Annotated in this window: 15 protein-coding genes and 1 pseudogene; 6 read left to right on the forward strand and 10 right to left on the reverse strand. The window is 74.0% G+C overall.

What is annotated here, in order from left to right; translation table 11 throughout:
* The first annotated feature begins 47 nt into the window (after positions 1-47).
* Positions 48-830 (forward strand): class I SAM-dependent methyltransferase, encoded by a 783-nt coding sequence (locus tag FYW95_RS25060; RefSeq protein WP_160050912.1) that lies wholly within the window; start codon positions 48-50, stop codon positions 828-830.
* Here FYW95_RS25060 and FYW95_RS25065 read toward each other — a convergent pair.
* The 5 genes from FYW95_RS25065 to FYW95_RS25080 form a co-directional block, all read right to left on the reverse strand.
* Entirely contained in the window at positions 827-1243 is a 417-nt protein-coding gene (locus tag FYW95_RS25065) for a helix-turn-helix domain-containing protein (RefSeq protein ID WP_236572305.1), read from the reverse strand. The genes FYW95_RS25060 and FYW95_RS25065 overlap by 4 nt on opposite strands.
* A gap of 78 nt (positions 1244-1321) precedes the next feature.
* The gene (locus FYW95_RS27865; protein WP_201295031.1) at positions 1322-1474 is read right to left on the reverse strand and encodes a hypothetical protein; all 153 of its coding nucleotides are present in this window, start codon (positions 1472-1474) and stop codon (positions 1322-1324) included.
* Positions 1475-1517: 43 nt separating this feature from the next.
* Positions 1518-2144: an HAD-IA family hydrolase gene (locus FYW95_RS25070; protein ID WP_160050913.1), complete on the reverse strand. Its 627-nt coding sequence runs from the start codon at positions 2142-2144 to the stop codon at positions 1518-1520.
* Between the two features lie 59 nt (positions 2145-2203).
* On the reverse strand, positions 2204-3040 hold the full coding sequence (locus tag FYW95_RS25075; protein ID WP_159945166.1) for a TIGR03619 family F420-dependent LLM class oxidoreductase: 837 nt from the start codon (positions 3038-3040) through the stop codon (positions 2204-2206).
* Between the two features lie 51 nt (positions 3041-3091).
* Positions 3092-4045, reverse strand: a complete 954-nt coding sequence (locus FYW95_RS25080; protein ID WP_255495667.1) for a LysR family transcriptional regulator — start codon at positions 4043-4045, stop codon at positions 3092-3094.
* A gap of 115 nt (positions 4046-4160) precedes the next feature.
* On the opposite strand from FYW95_RS25080, the gene FYW95_RS25085 reads away from it, so the two are divergent.
* The 5 genes from FYW95_RS25085 (at position 4161) to FYW95_RS25105 (ending at position 10173) form a co-directional block, all read left to right on the forward strand.
* On the forward strand, positions 4161-5171 hold the full coding sequence (locus tag FYW95_RS25085; RefSeq protein ID WP_159945167.1) for an NADP-dependent oxidoreductase: 1011 nt from the start codon (positions 4161-4163) through the stop codon (positions 5169-5171).
* 87 nt (positions 5172-5258) lie between these two features.
* Complete coding sequence (locus tag FYW95_RS25090; protein WP_159945168.1) at positions 5259-6077, forward strand: aldo/keto reductase; 819 nt, start codon at positions 5259-5261, stop codon at positions 6075-6077.
* A 294-nt stretch (positions 6078-6371) separates the two neighbouring features.
* The gene (locus FYW95_RS25095; RefSeq protein ID WP_159945169.1) at positions 6372-7253 is read left to right on the forward strand and encodes an alpha/beta fold hydrolase; all 882 of its coding nucleotides are present in this window, start codon (positions 6372-6374) and stop codon (positions 7251-7253) included.
* Positions 7254-7652: 399 nt separating this feature from the next.
* Positions 7653-9338 carry a BCCT family transporter gene (locus FYW95_RS25100; RefSeq protein WP_159945170.1) on the forward strand — a complete coding sequence of 562 codons (1686 nt, stop codon included), beginning with the start codon at positions 7653-7655 and terminating at the stop codon, positions 9336-9338.
* A 79-nt stretch (positions 9339-9417) separates the two neighbouring features.
* The gene (locus tag FYW95_RS25105; protein ID WP_159945171.1) at positions 9418-10173 is read left to right on the forward strand and encodes a nucleotidyltransferase domain-containing protein; all 756 of its coding nucleotides are present in this window, start codon (positions 9418-9420) and stop codon (positions 10171-10173) included.
* Between the two features lie 53 nt (positions 10174-10226).
* On the opposite strand, the gene FYW95_RS25110 is transcribed toward FYW95_RS25105, so the two are convergent.
* The 5 genes and pseudogenes from FYW95_RS25110 to solA all read right to left on the reverse strand — a co-directional run bounded on the left by FYW95_RS25110 (position 10227) and on the right by solA (position 14693).
* On the reverse strand, positions 10227-11504 hold the full coding sequence (locus tag FYW95_RS25110; RefSeq protein ID WP_236568083.1) for a benzoate/H(+) symporter BenE family transporter: 1278 nt from the start codon (positions 11502-11504) through the stop codon (positions 10227-10229).
* 114 nt (positions 11505-11618) lie between these two features.
* Positions 11619-11978: an antibiotic biosynthesis monooxygenase family protein gene (locus FYW95_RS25115; RefSeq protein ID WP_159945172.1), complete on the reverse strand. Its 360-nt coding sequence runs from the start codon at positions 11976-11978 to the stop codon at positions 11619-11621.
* A gap of 111 nt (positions 11979-12089) precedes the next feature.
* Positions 12090-12521 carry a VOC family protein gene (locus tag FYW95_RS25120; RefSeq protein WP_159945173.1) on the reverse strand — a complete coding sequence of 144 codons (432 nt, stop codon included), beginning with the start codon at positions 12519-12521 and terminating at the stop codon, positions 12090-12092.
* Positions 12522-12605: 84 nt separating this feature from the next.
* A complete protein-coding gene (locus FYW95_RS25125) occupies positions 12606-13415 on the reverse strand; it encodes an SDR family oxidoreductase (protein ID WP_159945174.1) in 810 nt (269 codons plus the stop codon).
* Between the two features lie 106 nt (positions 13416-13521).
* Positions 13522-14693, reverse strand: a pseudogene (gene solA / locus FYW95_RS25130) (N-methyl-L-tryptophan oxidase).
* Positions 14694-14964: the final 271 nt, after the last annotated feature.

Here is a 14964-nt window from a genome sequence, read left to right on the forward strand (position 1 = left end):
GGGGAGGGAACGGCTCCGGGGGGGCGGGCCCCGGCGAGGAGGAGTACATGAGCGACCGGACCCAGGCCTTCGACCGGCTCAGCGAGAACTACCAGCGCTTCCGCCCCGACTACCCCGAGCCCGTCCTGGAGCGGCTCCGCCGGTACGTGCTGGACGGCGCCCGGGAGTCCTGGCCCCGGCCGTGGCTCCTGCTCGACGTCGGCGCGGGGACCGGCATCTCCACCCGGGCCCTGCGCCGCGCCTTCGGACCGGAGCCCCGCGTGGTCGGCGTCGAACCCGGCCACGCCATGCGCGGCGCCGCGGCCGAGGACGACGGCGTCGAGTACGTGGACGGCCGGGCCGAGCACGTGCCCTTCCCGGACGCCAGCGCCTCGCTCGTGCTCGCCGCCCAGGCGGTGCACTGGTTCGACCGGCCCGCCTTCTACGCCGAGGCCGCCCGCCTGCTCGCGCCCGGCGGTACCGTCGCCGTGCTCGACAACGACCGCGACTGGACCGCGAGCGCGTTCACCGACGCCTACGAGCGCCTCATGGAGGAGCACGGGGACGACTACCGGCGCGACTACCGGGCCTTCGACACCCTGGGGGAGATGGCCGCCCAGGACGGCCTCGGCGAGACCGCCGAGTTCTCCGCCGCGTGGACGCGCGAACTCACCCCGGAGGGGTACGTCGGCCACGCGATGTCCTCCACCAAGATGGCGGCGGTGCGGCGCAACCTGGGCGAGGAACGCACCCGGGCCGCCGTCGGCGCGCTCGTGGCCGAGCACTTCCCCGACGGCGTCGTGCGCGTCCCCTACCTCACGCGGCTCCGCCTGGCCCGCCGGACGTCCTAACCGGGACGGGCGCGCAGACGGCGCAGCATCCGGGCGTCCCGGAAGCCCACCGCCCCGGCCGCCGCCTCCACGGTCTCCCCGGACCCGATCAGGTGCTCGGCCCGCTCCACCCGCAACCGCTGCTGGTAGCGCAGCGGGGTGAGCCCCGTCGCCGCCGTGAACGCCCGGGTCGGCGTGCGCTCACTGAGCCCGGCCCCGGCGGCCAGGTCGGCGATCCGCAGCGGTTCGGTGAAGCGCGCGTCGATGGTGTCCTGCACCCGGTGCACCGGATCCTCCACGTGGCCCCGGTACCGGAGAACGGCACTGACCTGGGGCTCGTCGCCGTTGCGCCGCGCCGAGACCAGGACGTCGTCGGTCCGCAGGGCGACCCGCCGGTACCCGGCCTCGCGCGCCCAGTCCAGGCACGTGTCCACCAGGCGGCGTCCCGGGCCCAGCCCCGCGCCCGGGGCGGGAGCGGCGGGACGCGCAGCCGGGCGGTGCCGGGGAACCCCTCAGCCGAGGTCCTTCTTGAAGCCGACGTGGGAGGCGGTGTAGCCCAGTCGCTCGTAGAAGCGGCGGGCGCCCAGCGGGTCGTCGGCCAGCATGGCGACGATCGCCGCCACGTCCTCCGCGCGGGCCCGACCGATGGTGGTGCCGTCGTCCATACGTCCTCTCCGGGGGAGGCGGAACCGTCCGGGCGGGTTCCGCTCAGAGCAGCAGCGCGGCCACCGCTTCGAGGCCGTCCACCACGGCGGTCGCGTGCGCCAGGTCGGCGGGGGCGGCGGTGGAGGCCACGGCCACCACCGGCATGCCCGCGGCCATCCCGGAGCGGACGCCGCTGGCGGAGTCCTCCACCACCACGCACCGCTCGGGGGCGGTGCCCATGCGCTCGGCGCCCAACAGGTAGGGCTCGGGGTGGGGCTTGCCCTCGGCGACGTCGTCGGCGGTCACCAGCACGCGCGGCCGGGGCAGGCCGGCCGTCGCGATCCGCGCGCCCGCGATCCGGTCGCCGCCGGAGGTGACGATCGCCCAGGGGCGCCCCCGGGCGTCGAGTTCGGCCAGGAGCTCGCGGGCGCCGGGCACGGCGCGCACGCCGTCCCCGGAGGCGGCCTCGTGTTCCTCGATCCGCCGCGCCTCGGCCACCGGGTCCAGGTGCGGGGCGACCAGACGGACCAGGCCCGCGTCGGTGCGACCGTGGTGGTCGGCGAGCACCGTGTCCACGTCCAGCCCGCGCTCCCGCGCCCACGCGGTCAGCCCCGCCCGGACGCTCTCGCTGGAGTCCACCAGCACCCCGTCCAGGTCGAACAGGACGGTCGCCCCGTCGTAGTCCCCCACGCGTCCCCCCGTGTCCCGCGGTCTGCGACACCCAGGGTGCCACGCCCCGGCGGGAGCGTTCAGCGCAGGGCCGCCGCGAACCGTTCCATGCGCTCCCCGAAGCCCTCGGCGTCGCCGAACCACACCGCCACGGAGTCCGCTCCGGCCGCGGCCAGCTCGCGGAACCGCTCCACGGCGCGGTCGAACTCCGCCGCACCCCCCGACCAGGCGATGCGGGTCCCCGCGAGCACGGGGCGGGAGGTCAGCTCCCGCAGGCGGTTGCGCGCCGCCGCGAACCCCTCGGTGTCCAGCCCCACGCCCTGCCAGGCGTCGGCGAACTCGGCGGCCCGCCGCAGTGCCCGGTCCGACGTTCCGCCCACCATCACCGGCACGCGCCCGGCGGGGCGCGGCTCGAACACCCCGCGTTCGTAGGAGTGGAAGCGGCCCTCGAAACCGCCCCGGCCCTCGAACAGGTGCCGCAGCAGCCGCAGCGCCTCGTCCGTGCGCGCGCCGCGCGTGGTGAAGTCCGCCCCGACCGCGGCGAACTCCTCGCGCGACCACCCCGTGCCCACGCCCAGCACGAACCTGCCCCGGGACAGGGCGTGCAGGGTGGCCGCCTGCTTGGCGAGCAGGAACGGGTCGCGCAGCGGCGCCGCCAGCACCGACGTGCCCAGCCGGATCCGCTCGGTGCGCGCGGCCAGGGAGGACAGGGTCACCAGCGGTTCGTACACGCCGCCGAAGACGGGCCCGTACGGCTCGGGGGGCAGCAGGTGGTCGGGCAGCCACACCGTGTCCACCCCCAGCTCCTCGGCGCGCACCGCCAGGTCGACCAGGGCGTGCGGGGGCGTCCGCGGCGACTCGGCGGGCAGGACCGCCTGGAGGCGGGTGCCCGTCATCGGCTCCGTCAACTCGCTCATGGGGCGACGGTAGACCCTGCCACCACTGGGAGGGTCAAACCGGCGCGCCGTTCACCAGGGGCGGGCGGCCGACAGCAGGTGCCGGTGCACCCGGTCCAGCTGGGAGCTGCCCGCCGGACCCGGCCGCCGCACCAGGTAGACGGTGTTGATCGGCGGGTCCTCCGGTTCCAGCAGCGCCACCAGCCGTCCGTCGGCCAGGGCCTCCCGGCACAGGTAGCGCGGCAGCACCGTCACCCCGGCCCCGTTCTCGGCGGCGGCCCGCACCCCGCGCAGGTCGGGCACGGTCACCGCCGGAACGCAGGTGAGCCGCACCCCGAACACGTGCCGCCAGTACCGGCGCAGGATCGGCAGTTCGTCGTCGTAGGCCACCAGCGGCACCTCGCACAGGGCGGCCGCCCCCTGGCGTGCGAGGCGTCCGCCGCGCAGCCGGTCCGCCCACGCGGGCGCGGCCACCAGTACGAACTCCTCGTCCATCAGCGGTTCGGCGACCAGGGCGCGTCCGCGCGGGCGCACCGTGGACACGACCAGGTCGTGCCTGCCCCCGCGCAGCTCCTCCAGCAGGTCGTCGGCCAGCCCGGTGCGCACCCGCAGCCGCACTCCCTCCGCGACGAGCGGGGCGAGCGCGGGCAGTACCAGGCTCCGCACCACCTCGGCCGGGCCCGCCAGCCGCAGCGGCGGGGCCGGTGCGGTCGGGTCCGCCCCGTCCGGGCCGGCCACCTCCTCCAGGGCGTCCAGCGGCCCGGCCACCCGCGCGACGAGGTCGTTGGCCTCCACGGTGGGCGCCACACCCCTCGGCAGCCTCTCGAAGAGCGTGTGTCCCAGGCGCCGCTCCAGGGAACGGATCTGTGTGGTGACCGTCGGCTGCGACAGCCGCAGCAGCTGCGCGGCGGCGGTGAAGGACCCCGACCGGTGCACGGCCAGGAAGGTCCGCAGCTGCTGCAGGTCGAGCGGTCCGCGGGCCGGCCCTTCGCCGGAGGCCGAGCCATTGACATTCCTATAGGTCACCTCACTGATTTTATTGGTGGGGGAATACGTTGCCGCACTAGTGTCTGCCGCGGCGGGAGGGGCGGGCTTCCGCGCCGCCCGCCAGACCGTCCACCACCGCTTCGGAGGTTGCGCCATGCCCGTCACCAGCAGGGAAGTCCACCTGGTCGCCCGTCCCGTCGGAGAACCCGCTCCCGAGGACTTCTCCCTGGAGGAGGTCACCGTCGACGACCCCGGGCCCGGCCAGGTGCTGGTGCGCAACCAGTGGATGTCCGTGGACCCCTACATGCGCGGACGCATGAACGACGTCAAGTCCTACGTGCCGCCCTACCGGCTCGGCGAGCCGATGGAGGGCGGCGCGGTCGGCGTGGTCACCGCCTCCGGCAGCGACGGGGTCCCGGTGGGCACCACCGTCCTGCACGCCGCGGGCTGGCGCGAGTACGCCCTGCTGCCCGCCGACGCCGTGCGCGCGGTGGACGCCTCCCTGGCGCCCGTCCAGGCCTACCTCGGGGTGCTGGGCATGGTCGGACTCACGGCCTACGCGGGACTGACCGAGATCGCCCCGGTGCGGGAGGGCGACGTGGTGTTCGTCTCCGGCGCCGCGGGGGCGGTCGGCTCCCTCGCCGGGCAGATCGCCCGCCATCTGGGCGCCTCCCGCGTGGTCGGCTCGGCGGGCGGGCCGGAGAAGAGGCGCCGCCTGCTGGAGGAGTTCGGCTTCGACGCCGCGATCGACTACCGCGAGGGCGACCTGGAGTCCCAGCTGGCCGAGGCCGCCCCCGACGGCGTGGACGTCTACTTCGACAACGTCGGCGGCGACCACCTGCGCGCCGCCATCGCCGCGATGCGCCAGCACGGACGGATCGCCCTGTGCGGCGCGGTCTCCCAGTACAACGCCACCGAGCCCGCCCCCGGCCCGGACAACCTCTTCCTCGCCGTGGGCAAGCGCCTGACCCTGCGCGGGTTCATCGTCGGCGACCACGGCCACCTCATGAAGGAGTACGCCCAGCGGGCCTCCGGGTGGATCGCCTCCGGCGGCCTGCGCGCGGAGGAGACCGTCGTCGAGGGCATCGACCACGCGGTCCGGGCCTTCCTGGACATGATGCGGGGCGCCAACACCGGCAAGATGCTGGTCCGCCTCGCGTCCTGACGCTTGCCTGGAGTGCGCTCCAGGTCGCCATCATGGGGGACGCGACCCCCCTGGCCCACACCTTGTCCTTCACCCGGAGAGGAACTCATGCAGTACGTCACGCTGAACGACGGCCGCGCCATGCCGCAACTCGGCTTCGGTGTCTGGCAGGTCCCCGACGACGAGGCCGAGGCGGTGGTCTCGACGGCGCTGGAGGTCGGGTACCGCAGCATCGACACGGCCAGGATCTACGACAACGAGAAGGGCACCGGCCGCGCGCTGGCCGAGTCCGGCATCGCCCGCGAGGAACTGTTCGTCACCACCAAGCTGTGGAACGACGACCAGGGCTACGACAGCGCGCTCAAGGCCTTCGACGCCAGCCTGGAGCGCCTGGGCCTGGACTACGTCGACCTGTACCTGATCCACTGGCCCCGCCCCCGGCAGGACGCCTACGTCGACACCTGGCGGGCGCTGGAGCGGATCCGCTCCGAGGGCCGGGCCAGGTCCATCGGCGTGTCCAACTTCACGGCCGCCACGCTGGACCGGCTGGTCGCCGAGACCGACGTGGTCCCGGTGCTCAACCAGATCGAGCTGCACCCCTACCACTCCCAGGAGGCCATGCGCGAGGTCAACGCCCGCCACGGCGTCCTCACCGAGGCCTGGAGTCCGCTCGGGCAGGGCAAGGGGCTGCTCGACGACCCGGTGCTGACCGACCTCGCGGACAGGTACGGCAGGACCCCGGCGCAGGTGGTCCTGCGCTGGCACCTGCAGCTGGGCAACGTGGTGATCCCCAAGTCCGCGACTCCGTCCCGGATCCGGGAGAACTTCGAGGTCTTCGACTTCGAGCTGTCCGCCGAGGACATGGACCGGGTCGGTGCCCTGGACAGGGGCGGCCGGATCGGTCCGGACCCGGACACGTTCGGCTGATCCGCGGGTGCTCCCGGGCCGGGGAACGGCCCGGGAGCCCGGGCGGTTCGGGCACCCGGGGGAGAGGGGGCGGACGGCGCACGGTGGCCGGAAGCGGACAGGACAAACACACCTTTACCAGGAGAAACAACTTCACCAGGGGGCACAGGGCAACGGGTAGGAAACTCCCGCGTCTCGGCTCGGAAACACCCCTCCCCCGGGTGGCGTGGCGCCGGACGGAGGCGTACAGTTCCTCTCTGGTGCGTCGGTGAGCAAGGACGGCGACACCTCTCTCCTCTAGGCGAAACCAGATCCATGACCGTCGTCCCCCTCCGCGCGGCACGCGTGTACCGTTCTGAGAACGCCGAGCGCTCCGTGCACGCGTGGTGCCACAAAGCCCTCAGCCAGTGGCCCGAACTGGGCCCCCTCCCGCCGGTGGAGACCCACCTGGGGAGCACACGGGCCTTCCGGGCCGCGGGCGGCCCCGGCACCCCGGTGCTGGTGCTGTCGGGTACCAACTTCAACGCGGCCACCACGGTGCCCGCCGCCCGCGCGCTGTCCGCGGACCGGCCGGTGCTGCTGGTCGACCCGCCCGGGCAGCCCGGCCTCAGCTGCGGCCAGCGGGTCGGCGGTGCCAGGATCCAGACCTACGGCGCCTGGCTCGACGAGTTCCTGCCCCAGATCACCGACCGGCCCGTGCTCGTCCTGGGCCACTCCCGCGGTGCCGCCGTCGCGCTCGCCTCGACCCCTTCCCCCCTGGTCGCCGGAATGCTGCTGCTCAACCCGGCGGGGCTGACCGCGGCCGGGGTCAGCACGGAGTCGATGCGCGCCACGCTGCCCTGGATGATCCACCCCAACGAGCACACCAGCGAGCGGCTGGTGGAGTTCCTCAGCGGCCCGGCCACACCGTGTGAGAAGCACCGGGCCGAGACGGAGTGGCTGGCCCTGGTGGCACGGTCCTGCCGTACCGGCTCCCTGCCGGGCCCGCTGCCCGCGGAGCACTTCCGCGCCTGGGCGGACACCCCGGTCCGCGTCGCCACCGGCTCGCACGACCCGTTCTTCTCTCCAGCGCGCCTGTACGGTCCCGCCCTGCGCTTCCTGGACACCGAGGTGCGCACGATCGAGGGCGCGGGCCACCTGTCGCTGTACGAGCAGCCCGAGAAGGTGGGCGAACTGCTGCGCGAACTCGACGCCTGACCCCTCCGGGGGATGCGGCAGCGGACGGCGGTACCCGCGGGGCGGGTGCCGCCGTCCGCGTGTACGCGCCGGGGAAGCGCGTCCGGGCACGGAGCCGGTGCGCTTCCCGGCCGCGGACCCGGCCCGCGGAACGGGTGCCCGGGGTCGGCGCCGCGCCCGTGAGGCGGCGATTCGGCGACACGCACGGGAGAACGTGGCTTATGTGGCTTTCAGCATATATTTTTTTACTCTTTCCCGTGTGTTGATAAAGGTGCTGGGTAAGGACGGTTCCGACTCCCCTGGAAAGGAAGGATAAACGGGTAACCCTCGCCCCCGGACGTATCCTTGCCCGAGGTCGGTGCGGGTTGACGGGTCTTTATCCCTCGCCGAACGTACCCAAAACAGCAGAAAGCAGTCGGCATGTTCGAAAAGCTGGCACAAAGGCTGGGGCTGTCCACGAACCCGGCCATCTTCTTCGTGTCCGCCGCGTTGACCATCGTTTTCGTGGTGTGCGCGATCGCGTTCACCGACACGGTGGACGCCGTCTTCGGCGCCACCTCGGGGTGGATCCTCACCAACCTCGGCTGGCTTTACATCCTCGGCGTGACCACCTTCTTCATCTTCCTCCTCTGGATCGCGTCCAGCCGGTACGGGAGGGTGCGCCTGGGGCCGCCGGACAGCAGGCCCGAGTACCGCGACAGCCAGTGGTTCGCCATGCTGTTCGCCGCGGGCATCGGCAGCATCCTGATGTTCTGGGGCGTGGCCGAGCCGATCAGCCACTTCGCCAACCCGCCGCTGCGCAACGTCGAACCGGGGTCGGTGGCCGCCGCGCAGGAGGCGATGGGCTTCACGCTCTACCACTTCGGCTTCCACACCTGGACGATCTTCTGCCTGCCCGCCCTGGCCTTCGCCTACTTCGTGTACCGCAAGGGCCTGCCGTTCCGGGTGAGCTCGATCTTCCACCCCTTCCTCGGTGAGCGGATCCACGGTCCGCTGGGCCGCACCATCGACATCTTCGCGGTCCTGGGCACGCTGTTCGGCGTGGCCGTCACCATCGGCCTGGGCACCATGCAGATCAACAGCGGCCTCAACACCCTGTTCGGGCTGGAGGAGAGCCGACTGGCCCAGCTCATCCTCATCGCGGTCGTCACCACCATCGCCGTGATCTCCGTGGCCACCGGCCTGGACATCGGCATCAAGTGGCTGTCCACCATCAACATCATCTTGGCCGTGGCGCTGCTGGTCTTCGTCTTCCTCGCGGGCTCATCGCTCTACCTGGCCAAGGGCGTCATCGAGACCACGGGCGTGTACCTGCAGTGGCTGATCCCGCTCTCGTTCTGGAACGACACCTTCGGCAACACCGGCTGGCAGGGCAGCTGGACGGTCTTCTACTGGGCCTGGACCATCACATGGTCGCCCTTCGTCGGCATCTTCATCGCGCGCATCTCCAAGGGGCGCACCATCCGTGAGTTCGTGATCGGCGTGCTGGGCCTGCCCACCGCGTTCAGTGTGGTGTGGTTCAGCGTGTTCGGGCTCTCGTCCTTCGACATCGAGATGAACCGGGGCGGCGGGCTGGTCCAGGAGGTCGTCGGCGAGGGGGACGTGCCCGGCGCCCTCTTCGCGTTCCTGGAGCACTACCCGCTGACCACGTTCCTGTCGGCGGTGAGCATCCTCATCGTGATCATCTTCTTCACCACATCCTCGGACTCGGCCTCCCTGGTGGTGGACATGCTCTGCTCCGGTGAGTCGGGCAACCCGACCCGGCAGCGGGTCTTCTGGGGGATCACCGAGGGCGTCGTGGCGGCGACGGTGCTCACGGCCTCGGGTGTGGGCGGACTCGACGCGCTGCAACAGACCATCATCGTGTTCGGCCTGCCGTTCTTCGTCATCGGCTTCTTCATGATGGCGGGACTGGTGCGCTCGCTGCGGGCGGATGCGGCCGAGGGCTCGGGCACCCAGCGCGAACGCACCGCCCCGCTCAGCACCCGGGCGCGCAGGCTCCGGCACCGGGTGACGCGCGGGGCGGGTACCGGCCGCCGCAACGGCAACGGGGGACGCGACGGCGGCGGGGCCGCCGGAGGGCGGAACGGGGCCGAAGGGAGCTGACCGCGTCCGCCGGAGCGGGAGGTCCGCCTCCGCAAGGGCTGCCCGCCCGGGTGCCGGCGGATCAGCCATGATGGTCCCCATGTCCTCCTCCGACGACGCGCGCTTCCTGTCCGCCACCGCCGACCGCCTCGCCTCCCTGCCCGGGGTGGAGGCCGTCGCCCTGGGCGGCTCCCGGGCCCAGGGCGCCCACCGACCCGACAGCGACTGGGACCTGGCCGTCTACTACCGCGGGAACTTCGACCCCCAGGACCTTCGGGACCTGGGCTGGCCGGGGGAGGTGTCGGAGATCGGCGGCTGGGGCGGGGGCGTCTTCAACGGCGGCGCCTGGCTGCGGATCGACGGCCGCGCGGTGGACGTGCACTACCGCGACCTCGACTCGGTCGAACACGAGCTGGCCGAGGCCGAGCGGGGGCGCTTCCGGGTCGAGCCGCTCATGTTCCACCTGGCCGGTATCCCCAGCTACCTCGTCGTCGCCGAGCTCGCCCTGGGCCGGGTGCTGGTCGGGGACCTGCCCCGCCCCGACTACCCGCGGGCGCTGCGCGAGAGCGCGCCGCCGGTCTGGCGGGGGATCGCGGCGGGCACCCTGTCCTACGCCGAGCACAACCACGCCCCGCACGGCCGGGTGGCCCAGACCGCGGGCCTGGTCGCCCAGGCGGCCTCACAGGCGGCGCACGCGGTGCTGGCCCAGCGCGGGGTGTGGGTCACCAACGACAAGACCCTGCTGTCCCGGGCGGGCCTGGAGGAGGTCGACCTCGTGGTCGCGGGGATGACAGCCGACCCCCAGGACCTCACCGCCGCGGTGGCCGAGGCCGGCCGGATCCTCGCCAGGGCCTGAGCCCACGCCGAGTTCCCCGGCACGGTCCGGCCGCCCCCGGATCCGCCCGGGGCTCAGCCGCGCGGTTCCCCGCCGGCGGCCTCCTCGGCGGACACCGGTTCCGCCTCCCGGGAGCCCTCGGGAGGCGGAACCGACGCCTCCGCGGGGGAGGAGCGGCGCCAGGAGCGCGTCACCAGCAGGGTCAGCCCCCCGGCGAGCAGACCCCAGAAGGCCGACCCCACCCCGAGCAGGGTGAACCCCGAGGCCGTGGCCAGGAAGGTCACGACCGCCGCCTCCCGGGAGCGCTCGTCGCCCAGCGCCGAGGCCAGCGAGCCGCCGATCGTGCCGAGCAGGCCCAGACCGGCGATTCCCAGGATCAGCGTCGGTGGCAGCGCGGCCAGCAGAGCGGCCACCGTCGCGCCGAAGACCCCCACGACCAGGTAGAAGACCCCGGCCCACACCCCCGCCAGGTAGCGGCGCTCCCGGTCGGGGTGCGCCTGCGGGCCGGTGCAGATGGCGGCGGTGATCGCGGCCAGGTTCATCCCGAAGCACCCGAAGGGGGCCAGGACCACGTTGGCGGCACCGGTCCAGCCGATCACCGGGGAGATCGGCACCCGGTAGCCGTCACCGCGCAGGACCGCCACCCCCGGCAGGTTCTGCGAGGCCATGGTGACCACGAACAGGGGCACGCCCACGCTGACCAGCACCTGCCAGGAGAACTCGGGCGCCACGAACACCGGCCGGGCCAGTTCCGGGGACATCCCGCCCAGGTCCAGCGTGCCCCGGGCCGCCGCGACGGCCCCGCCGCAGGCCAGAGACAGGATGACCGCGTAACGGGGCAGCCACCGGCGGCACAGCAGGTACGCCGCGAACATGGCGAACACGACCGCGAAGTCGTCCTCCATGCTCGTGAACAGGCCCACCCCGAACTGGAGCAGCACACCGGCCAGCAGGCCCGACGCGAGCGGCACCGGCACCCGGTCCATGACCCTCTCGAACCACCCGGTGACACCGCTCAGGGTGATCAGCGCGGCCGAGAACACGAAGGCCCCCACCGCCTGCGCCATCGTCACCCCGTCCAGGCCCACCGCCAGCAGGGCGGCGCCCGGCGTGGACCACGCGGTCACCACCGGGGCCCGGTACCGCAGGGACAGGCCCACGCAGGTCACGGCCATGCCCACGCCCAGCGCCAGCATCCACGAGGCGATCTGTCCCGGGGAGGCGCCCGCCGCCTCGGCGGCGGTGAACACGATCGCCGCCGAGCTGGTCACCCCGACCAGGACGGCGATCAGACCGGCGGCGACGGCGGGGGCCGGGGCCACCAGGGCGACACAGCGGACAAGAGCTCTCATGGCGCACCATCCTCGCGCGCCCACGCCGCCCACTGCCGCCCGGGGGGCGGAAAACCCCGGACCCGGCCGCCGCGGTCAGCCCGGTCCCGGGGGCGGCCCCGCGGCGGGTACGCCTCAGGAGGCGGCGGAGACCCGCTGGACCACCTCGAAGCCCCAGATCTCACTGCCGGTCGCGGCCGGGCCGCCCCGCCCGTGCCCGTGGCCCCGTCCGGCGCCCTCCTCGGCGTCCGCGGCGGCCTGGGCGTGCCCCCGCTGGAAGGCCTGGCCTTTCACCCAGCTCTGGAAGTCCTCCTCCGAACGCCACCGGGTGTAGACGAGGTACTTGTCGGTGCCCTCGACCGGGCGCAGCAGCTGGAACTCCTCGAAACCGGGCTGGTCCTCCACCAGGCCGGCGCGCTTGGCGAAGCGCTCCTCCAGCGTGGCCCCGGCACCCTCGGGGACGGTCAGGACGTTGAACTTGACGATGCTGCTCACGCGGAACCCCTTCCGTGGTCTTCGGTCACCCCCAACCTAGGGCAGCCCGCTCCCGGTTCCGCGCCGCCCCCGCCCCGTGTTCCCGGGGCCGGGGAGCGGTCGGAGCGCTCCTCAGCCCAGGACCACCCGGCCGGTGCCGTCCACGTGCCAGCCCGGGTTGTGCGCGATCTCCCACACCACCCCGTTGGGGTCCTCCACGTGGGCGTGGAACACCCCGCCGAACTCGCCCGGCCTCGGTGGTGTGAGCACCTTCGCGCCCGCGGCGGCCATCGCGCGCACGGTCCACTCGACCTCCTCGGGGCCGTCGACGTTGTGCGCCAGCGTCAGCCCCGAGACCCCGGCGGTGCCGGGCGGGCGCCCCAGGTCCCGGTCGAACTTCTCCGCGTCGAACAGGCCGAGGACCATCCCCGGGGCGACCTGGAAGAAGACGATCTCCCCCGGAACGTCCACGAGCGGTTCCCAGCCGAGCCCGTCCCGGTAGAAGGCCCGGGCGGCGTCCAGGTCGGCGGTCGCCAGGGTGAGGAAGTGGACCTGCTGCTTCACGGTGTCCTCCAGGGTTCGGTCGGCCGCTTCGCATTCTCGCGCGGGCCGACGACCTTTCCGGGGAGTCCGCGTGCGCGCGTCGCCTCAGCGCAGCCCGTGCCTGCGCGCGACCAGCCGCAGGACGGCCGCGCGCGGGAGCAGCCGCCGCAGCGCGAACACCACCGGGGCGTTGCTCCCCACCGCGTAGAGCGGCCGGGGCGGGTCGGCCTCGACCGCGCGCAGCACCGTCCGGGCCACCGTCCGCGCCGGGATCCCGGCGGCCTCGTTGGCGTTGAGCGCCGCCAGCATGGCGCGGTACTCGTCGGTGAACGGCGAGCCCTCCCGCAGGTACTGCGTCCGCCGCCCGCTGATGCCGGTGCTGACCGACCCCGGTTCCACCGTGGTCACCCCCACCCCGTACGGGGACACCTCGCGGCGCAGCGCGTCCGCGAAGCCCCGGAGCGCGGCCTTGGAGGCCACGTACGAGGACCGGTAGGCCAGGGGGAAGCTGGCCAGCATCGACCCCACCATCACCACGCGCCCGCGGCGGCGGGCGCGCATGCCCGGTAGGAGCAGCTGGGTGAGCCGCACCGCGCCGAACACGTTGACCCGGAACAGGCGCTCCACGGCGTCCGCGGGGAGCTCCTCGAAGGGCCCGCTCTGGCTCTCCCCGGCGTTGTTGACCAGCACGTCCACGTCGCCCGAGGCCTCGGCGCAGGCCCGCACCGACGCCTCGTCGGCCAAATCCAGCGGCAGGTACTCCACGCCGGGGACCGGGTCGGCCACGGACCCGGGGTCGCGGCTCGTCCCGTACACGCGGTAACCGCGGTGGACGAGTTCGGCGGCCACGGCCGCGCCGATGCCGGAGGAGGCGCCCGTGACGAGCGCGGTCCGCCGCTGGGTGGGGGTGTTCATGCGGGTCCTTCCGACGGGGAGGGGAGGGGGTGCTCGCGCCGCGCACGGCAGCGATGATCGCACGGGGCCCCTCCCGCGCGCAGGGCCCCCTCCCGCCCCGGTCCGGTCAGTCCCAGCGGTGGGGGTCGAACATCCCGATCGGCAGGTCCGTGCGCCCGTGCCGGGCCAGGTCGGCCAGGGCCGCCCCGACCGCCGAGGCGAACTTGTAGCCGTGCCCGGAGAAACCCCCCGCCAGGACGAGCCCGGGCAGGTCCCGGCGCTGACCGATGAGGAAGTCCTCGTCGGGGGTCATCGTGTACATGCACGCGGCCATGCGCTCGGGAAGCTCGCCCACCCCGCGCAGCCCGGCGGCCAGCGCGCCGAGCCTGCGGGCGTCGGCGTCGTCGGGGGGCGCGGCCCCGCGTCGGGGTCCACCGGCTCGCCCCACTGCGCGCCCTCGACCCCGTTGCCCGCGACCTCGGCGTGCACGCCGATCTTGACGGTCCGGCCGCCGTCCATGCTGGGGAACCCGTACCAGGTGCAGTCCGCCCCGTCGCGGGCGAAGACCGGCCCGTTCGCGTGCGGGGAGGGGTTCCGGGTGGTGCGGAACCAGCCCAGTACCCGGCGCTGCACGGCCAGGCCTCCCGGTCCCGCCGCCCGGGGCAGCAGTTTCGGCAGCCACGCCCCGGCGGTGACGACCACCCGGCGGGCCCGGATCCGGGTTCCGTCCGACAGGAGTACGCGGGGGCGGTCGGGGTCCGGGTCGATCCGGGCCGCCGCGGTCCCCGTGCGCACGCGCGCGCCCGCCGCGGCGGCGAGCCGCACGGCCGCCCGGATCGCGGCCTCGGGCAGGACCACGCCGGCCTCCTCCTCGAAGACCCCGACTTCCCCCGGACGCACCGCGTGCTGGGGGAAGCGCTCGGCGACCCGCGCGTCGGAGAGGACCTCGTGGGCCAGGCCGTGGTGGCGGGCGGCGGCGATCGATCCGGTGACGGCGGGGCTGTCCGGGGCGCCGAGCATCAGCGCGCCGGTGCGCACCACCAGGCGCGCGGCGGCGTCCTCCTCCAGTTCGGACCAGGCGCGCCAGGCCGCCCGCACGAGCGGTACGTACGCGGCCCCCTCCATGTAGGCGGTCCGGATGATGCGGGACTCACCGTGGCTCGAGCCCCGGTCGTGTCCGGGGGTGAACTGCTCGACCCCCACCGCGTCCACTCCGTCGCGGGCCAGGCGCCACAGGGCCTGCGCCCCCATCGCGCCCAGCCCGACCACGACGGTGTCGGTCTCCGTCCGCTCCGCCACGCTCTTCCCCCGCGATCGCCTTCCGCGCCCCGCCGTCCGTGAGGGGCCGAGCGCCATGATCGCAGCTCGCGCACACGGCGGGCGCCCGCCCACCTCCTGGGGTGGCCGGGCGCCCTGTGCGGAAGGTGCTGCGGTCGGACTACTGGACGGGCGGGTGGGCGTTGGCCAAGAGCTCCTGGAACTGCTCGGAGAACCAGTGACCCGCCACCGGAGCGTTGGGCAGCGCCCCGCTCATGTTGTTGCCGTTACGCGGGTTGCCCTCATAGGTCGG

It is taken from the genome of Nocardiopsis sp. FR4 (genome assembly GCF_009830945.1).
Lineage (GTDB): Bacteria > Actinomycetota > Actinomycetes > Streptosporangiales > Streptosporangiaceae > Nocardiopsis.

Bases quoted from the DNA above. Each gene is read 5' to 3' on its own strand.
- FYW95_RS27865 (WP_201295031.1), bottom strand. From the start codon at position 1,474: ATGGACGACGGCACCACCATCGGTCGGGCCCGCGCGGAGGACGTGGCG.
- FYW95_RS25110 (WP_236568083.1), bottom strand. From the start codon at position 11,504: ATGAGAGCTCTTGTCCGCTGTGTCGCCCTGGTGGCCCCGGCCCCCGCC.
- FYW95_RS25125 (WP_159945174.1), bottom strand. From the start codon at position 13,415: ATGAACACCCCCACCCAGCGGCGGACCGCGCTCGTCACGGGCGCCTCC.
- FYW95_RS25075 (WP_159945166.1), bottom strand. From the start codon at position 3,040: ATGAGCGAGTTGACGGAGCCGATGACGGGCACCCGCCTCCAGGCGGTC.
- FYW95_RS25085 (WP_159945167.1), top strand. From the start codon at position 4,161: ATGCCCGTCACCAGCAGGGAAGTCCACCTGGTCGCCCGTCCCGTCGGA.
- FYW95_RS25095 (WP_159945169.1), top strand. From the start codon at position 6,372: ATGACCGTCGTCCCCCTCCGCGCGGCACGCGTGTACCGTTCTGAGAAC.
- FYW95_RS25100 (WP_159945170.1), top strand. From the start codon at position 7,653: ATGTTCGAAAAGCTGGCACAAAGGCTGGGGCTGTCCACGAACCCGGCC.
- FYW95_RS25060 (WP_160050912.1), top strand. From the start codon at position 48: ATGAGCGACCGGACCCAGGCCTTCGACCGGCTCAGCGAGAACTACCAG.
- FYW95_RS25105 (WP_159945171.1), top strand. From the start codon at position 9,418: ATGTCCTCCTCCGACGACGCGCGCTTCCTGTCCGCCACCGCCGACCGC.
- FYW95_RS25090 (WP_159945168.1), top strand. From the start codon at position 5,259: ATGCAGTACGTCACGCTGAACGACGGCCGCGCCATGCCGCAACTCGGC.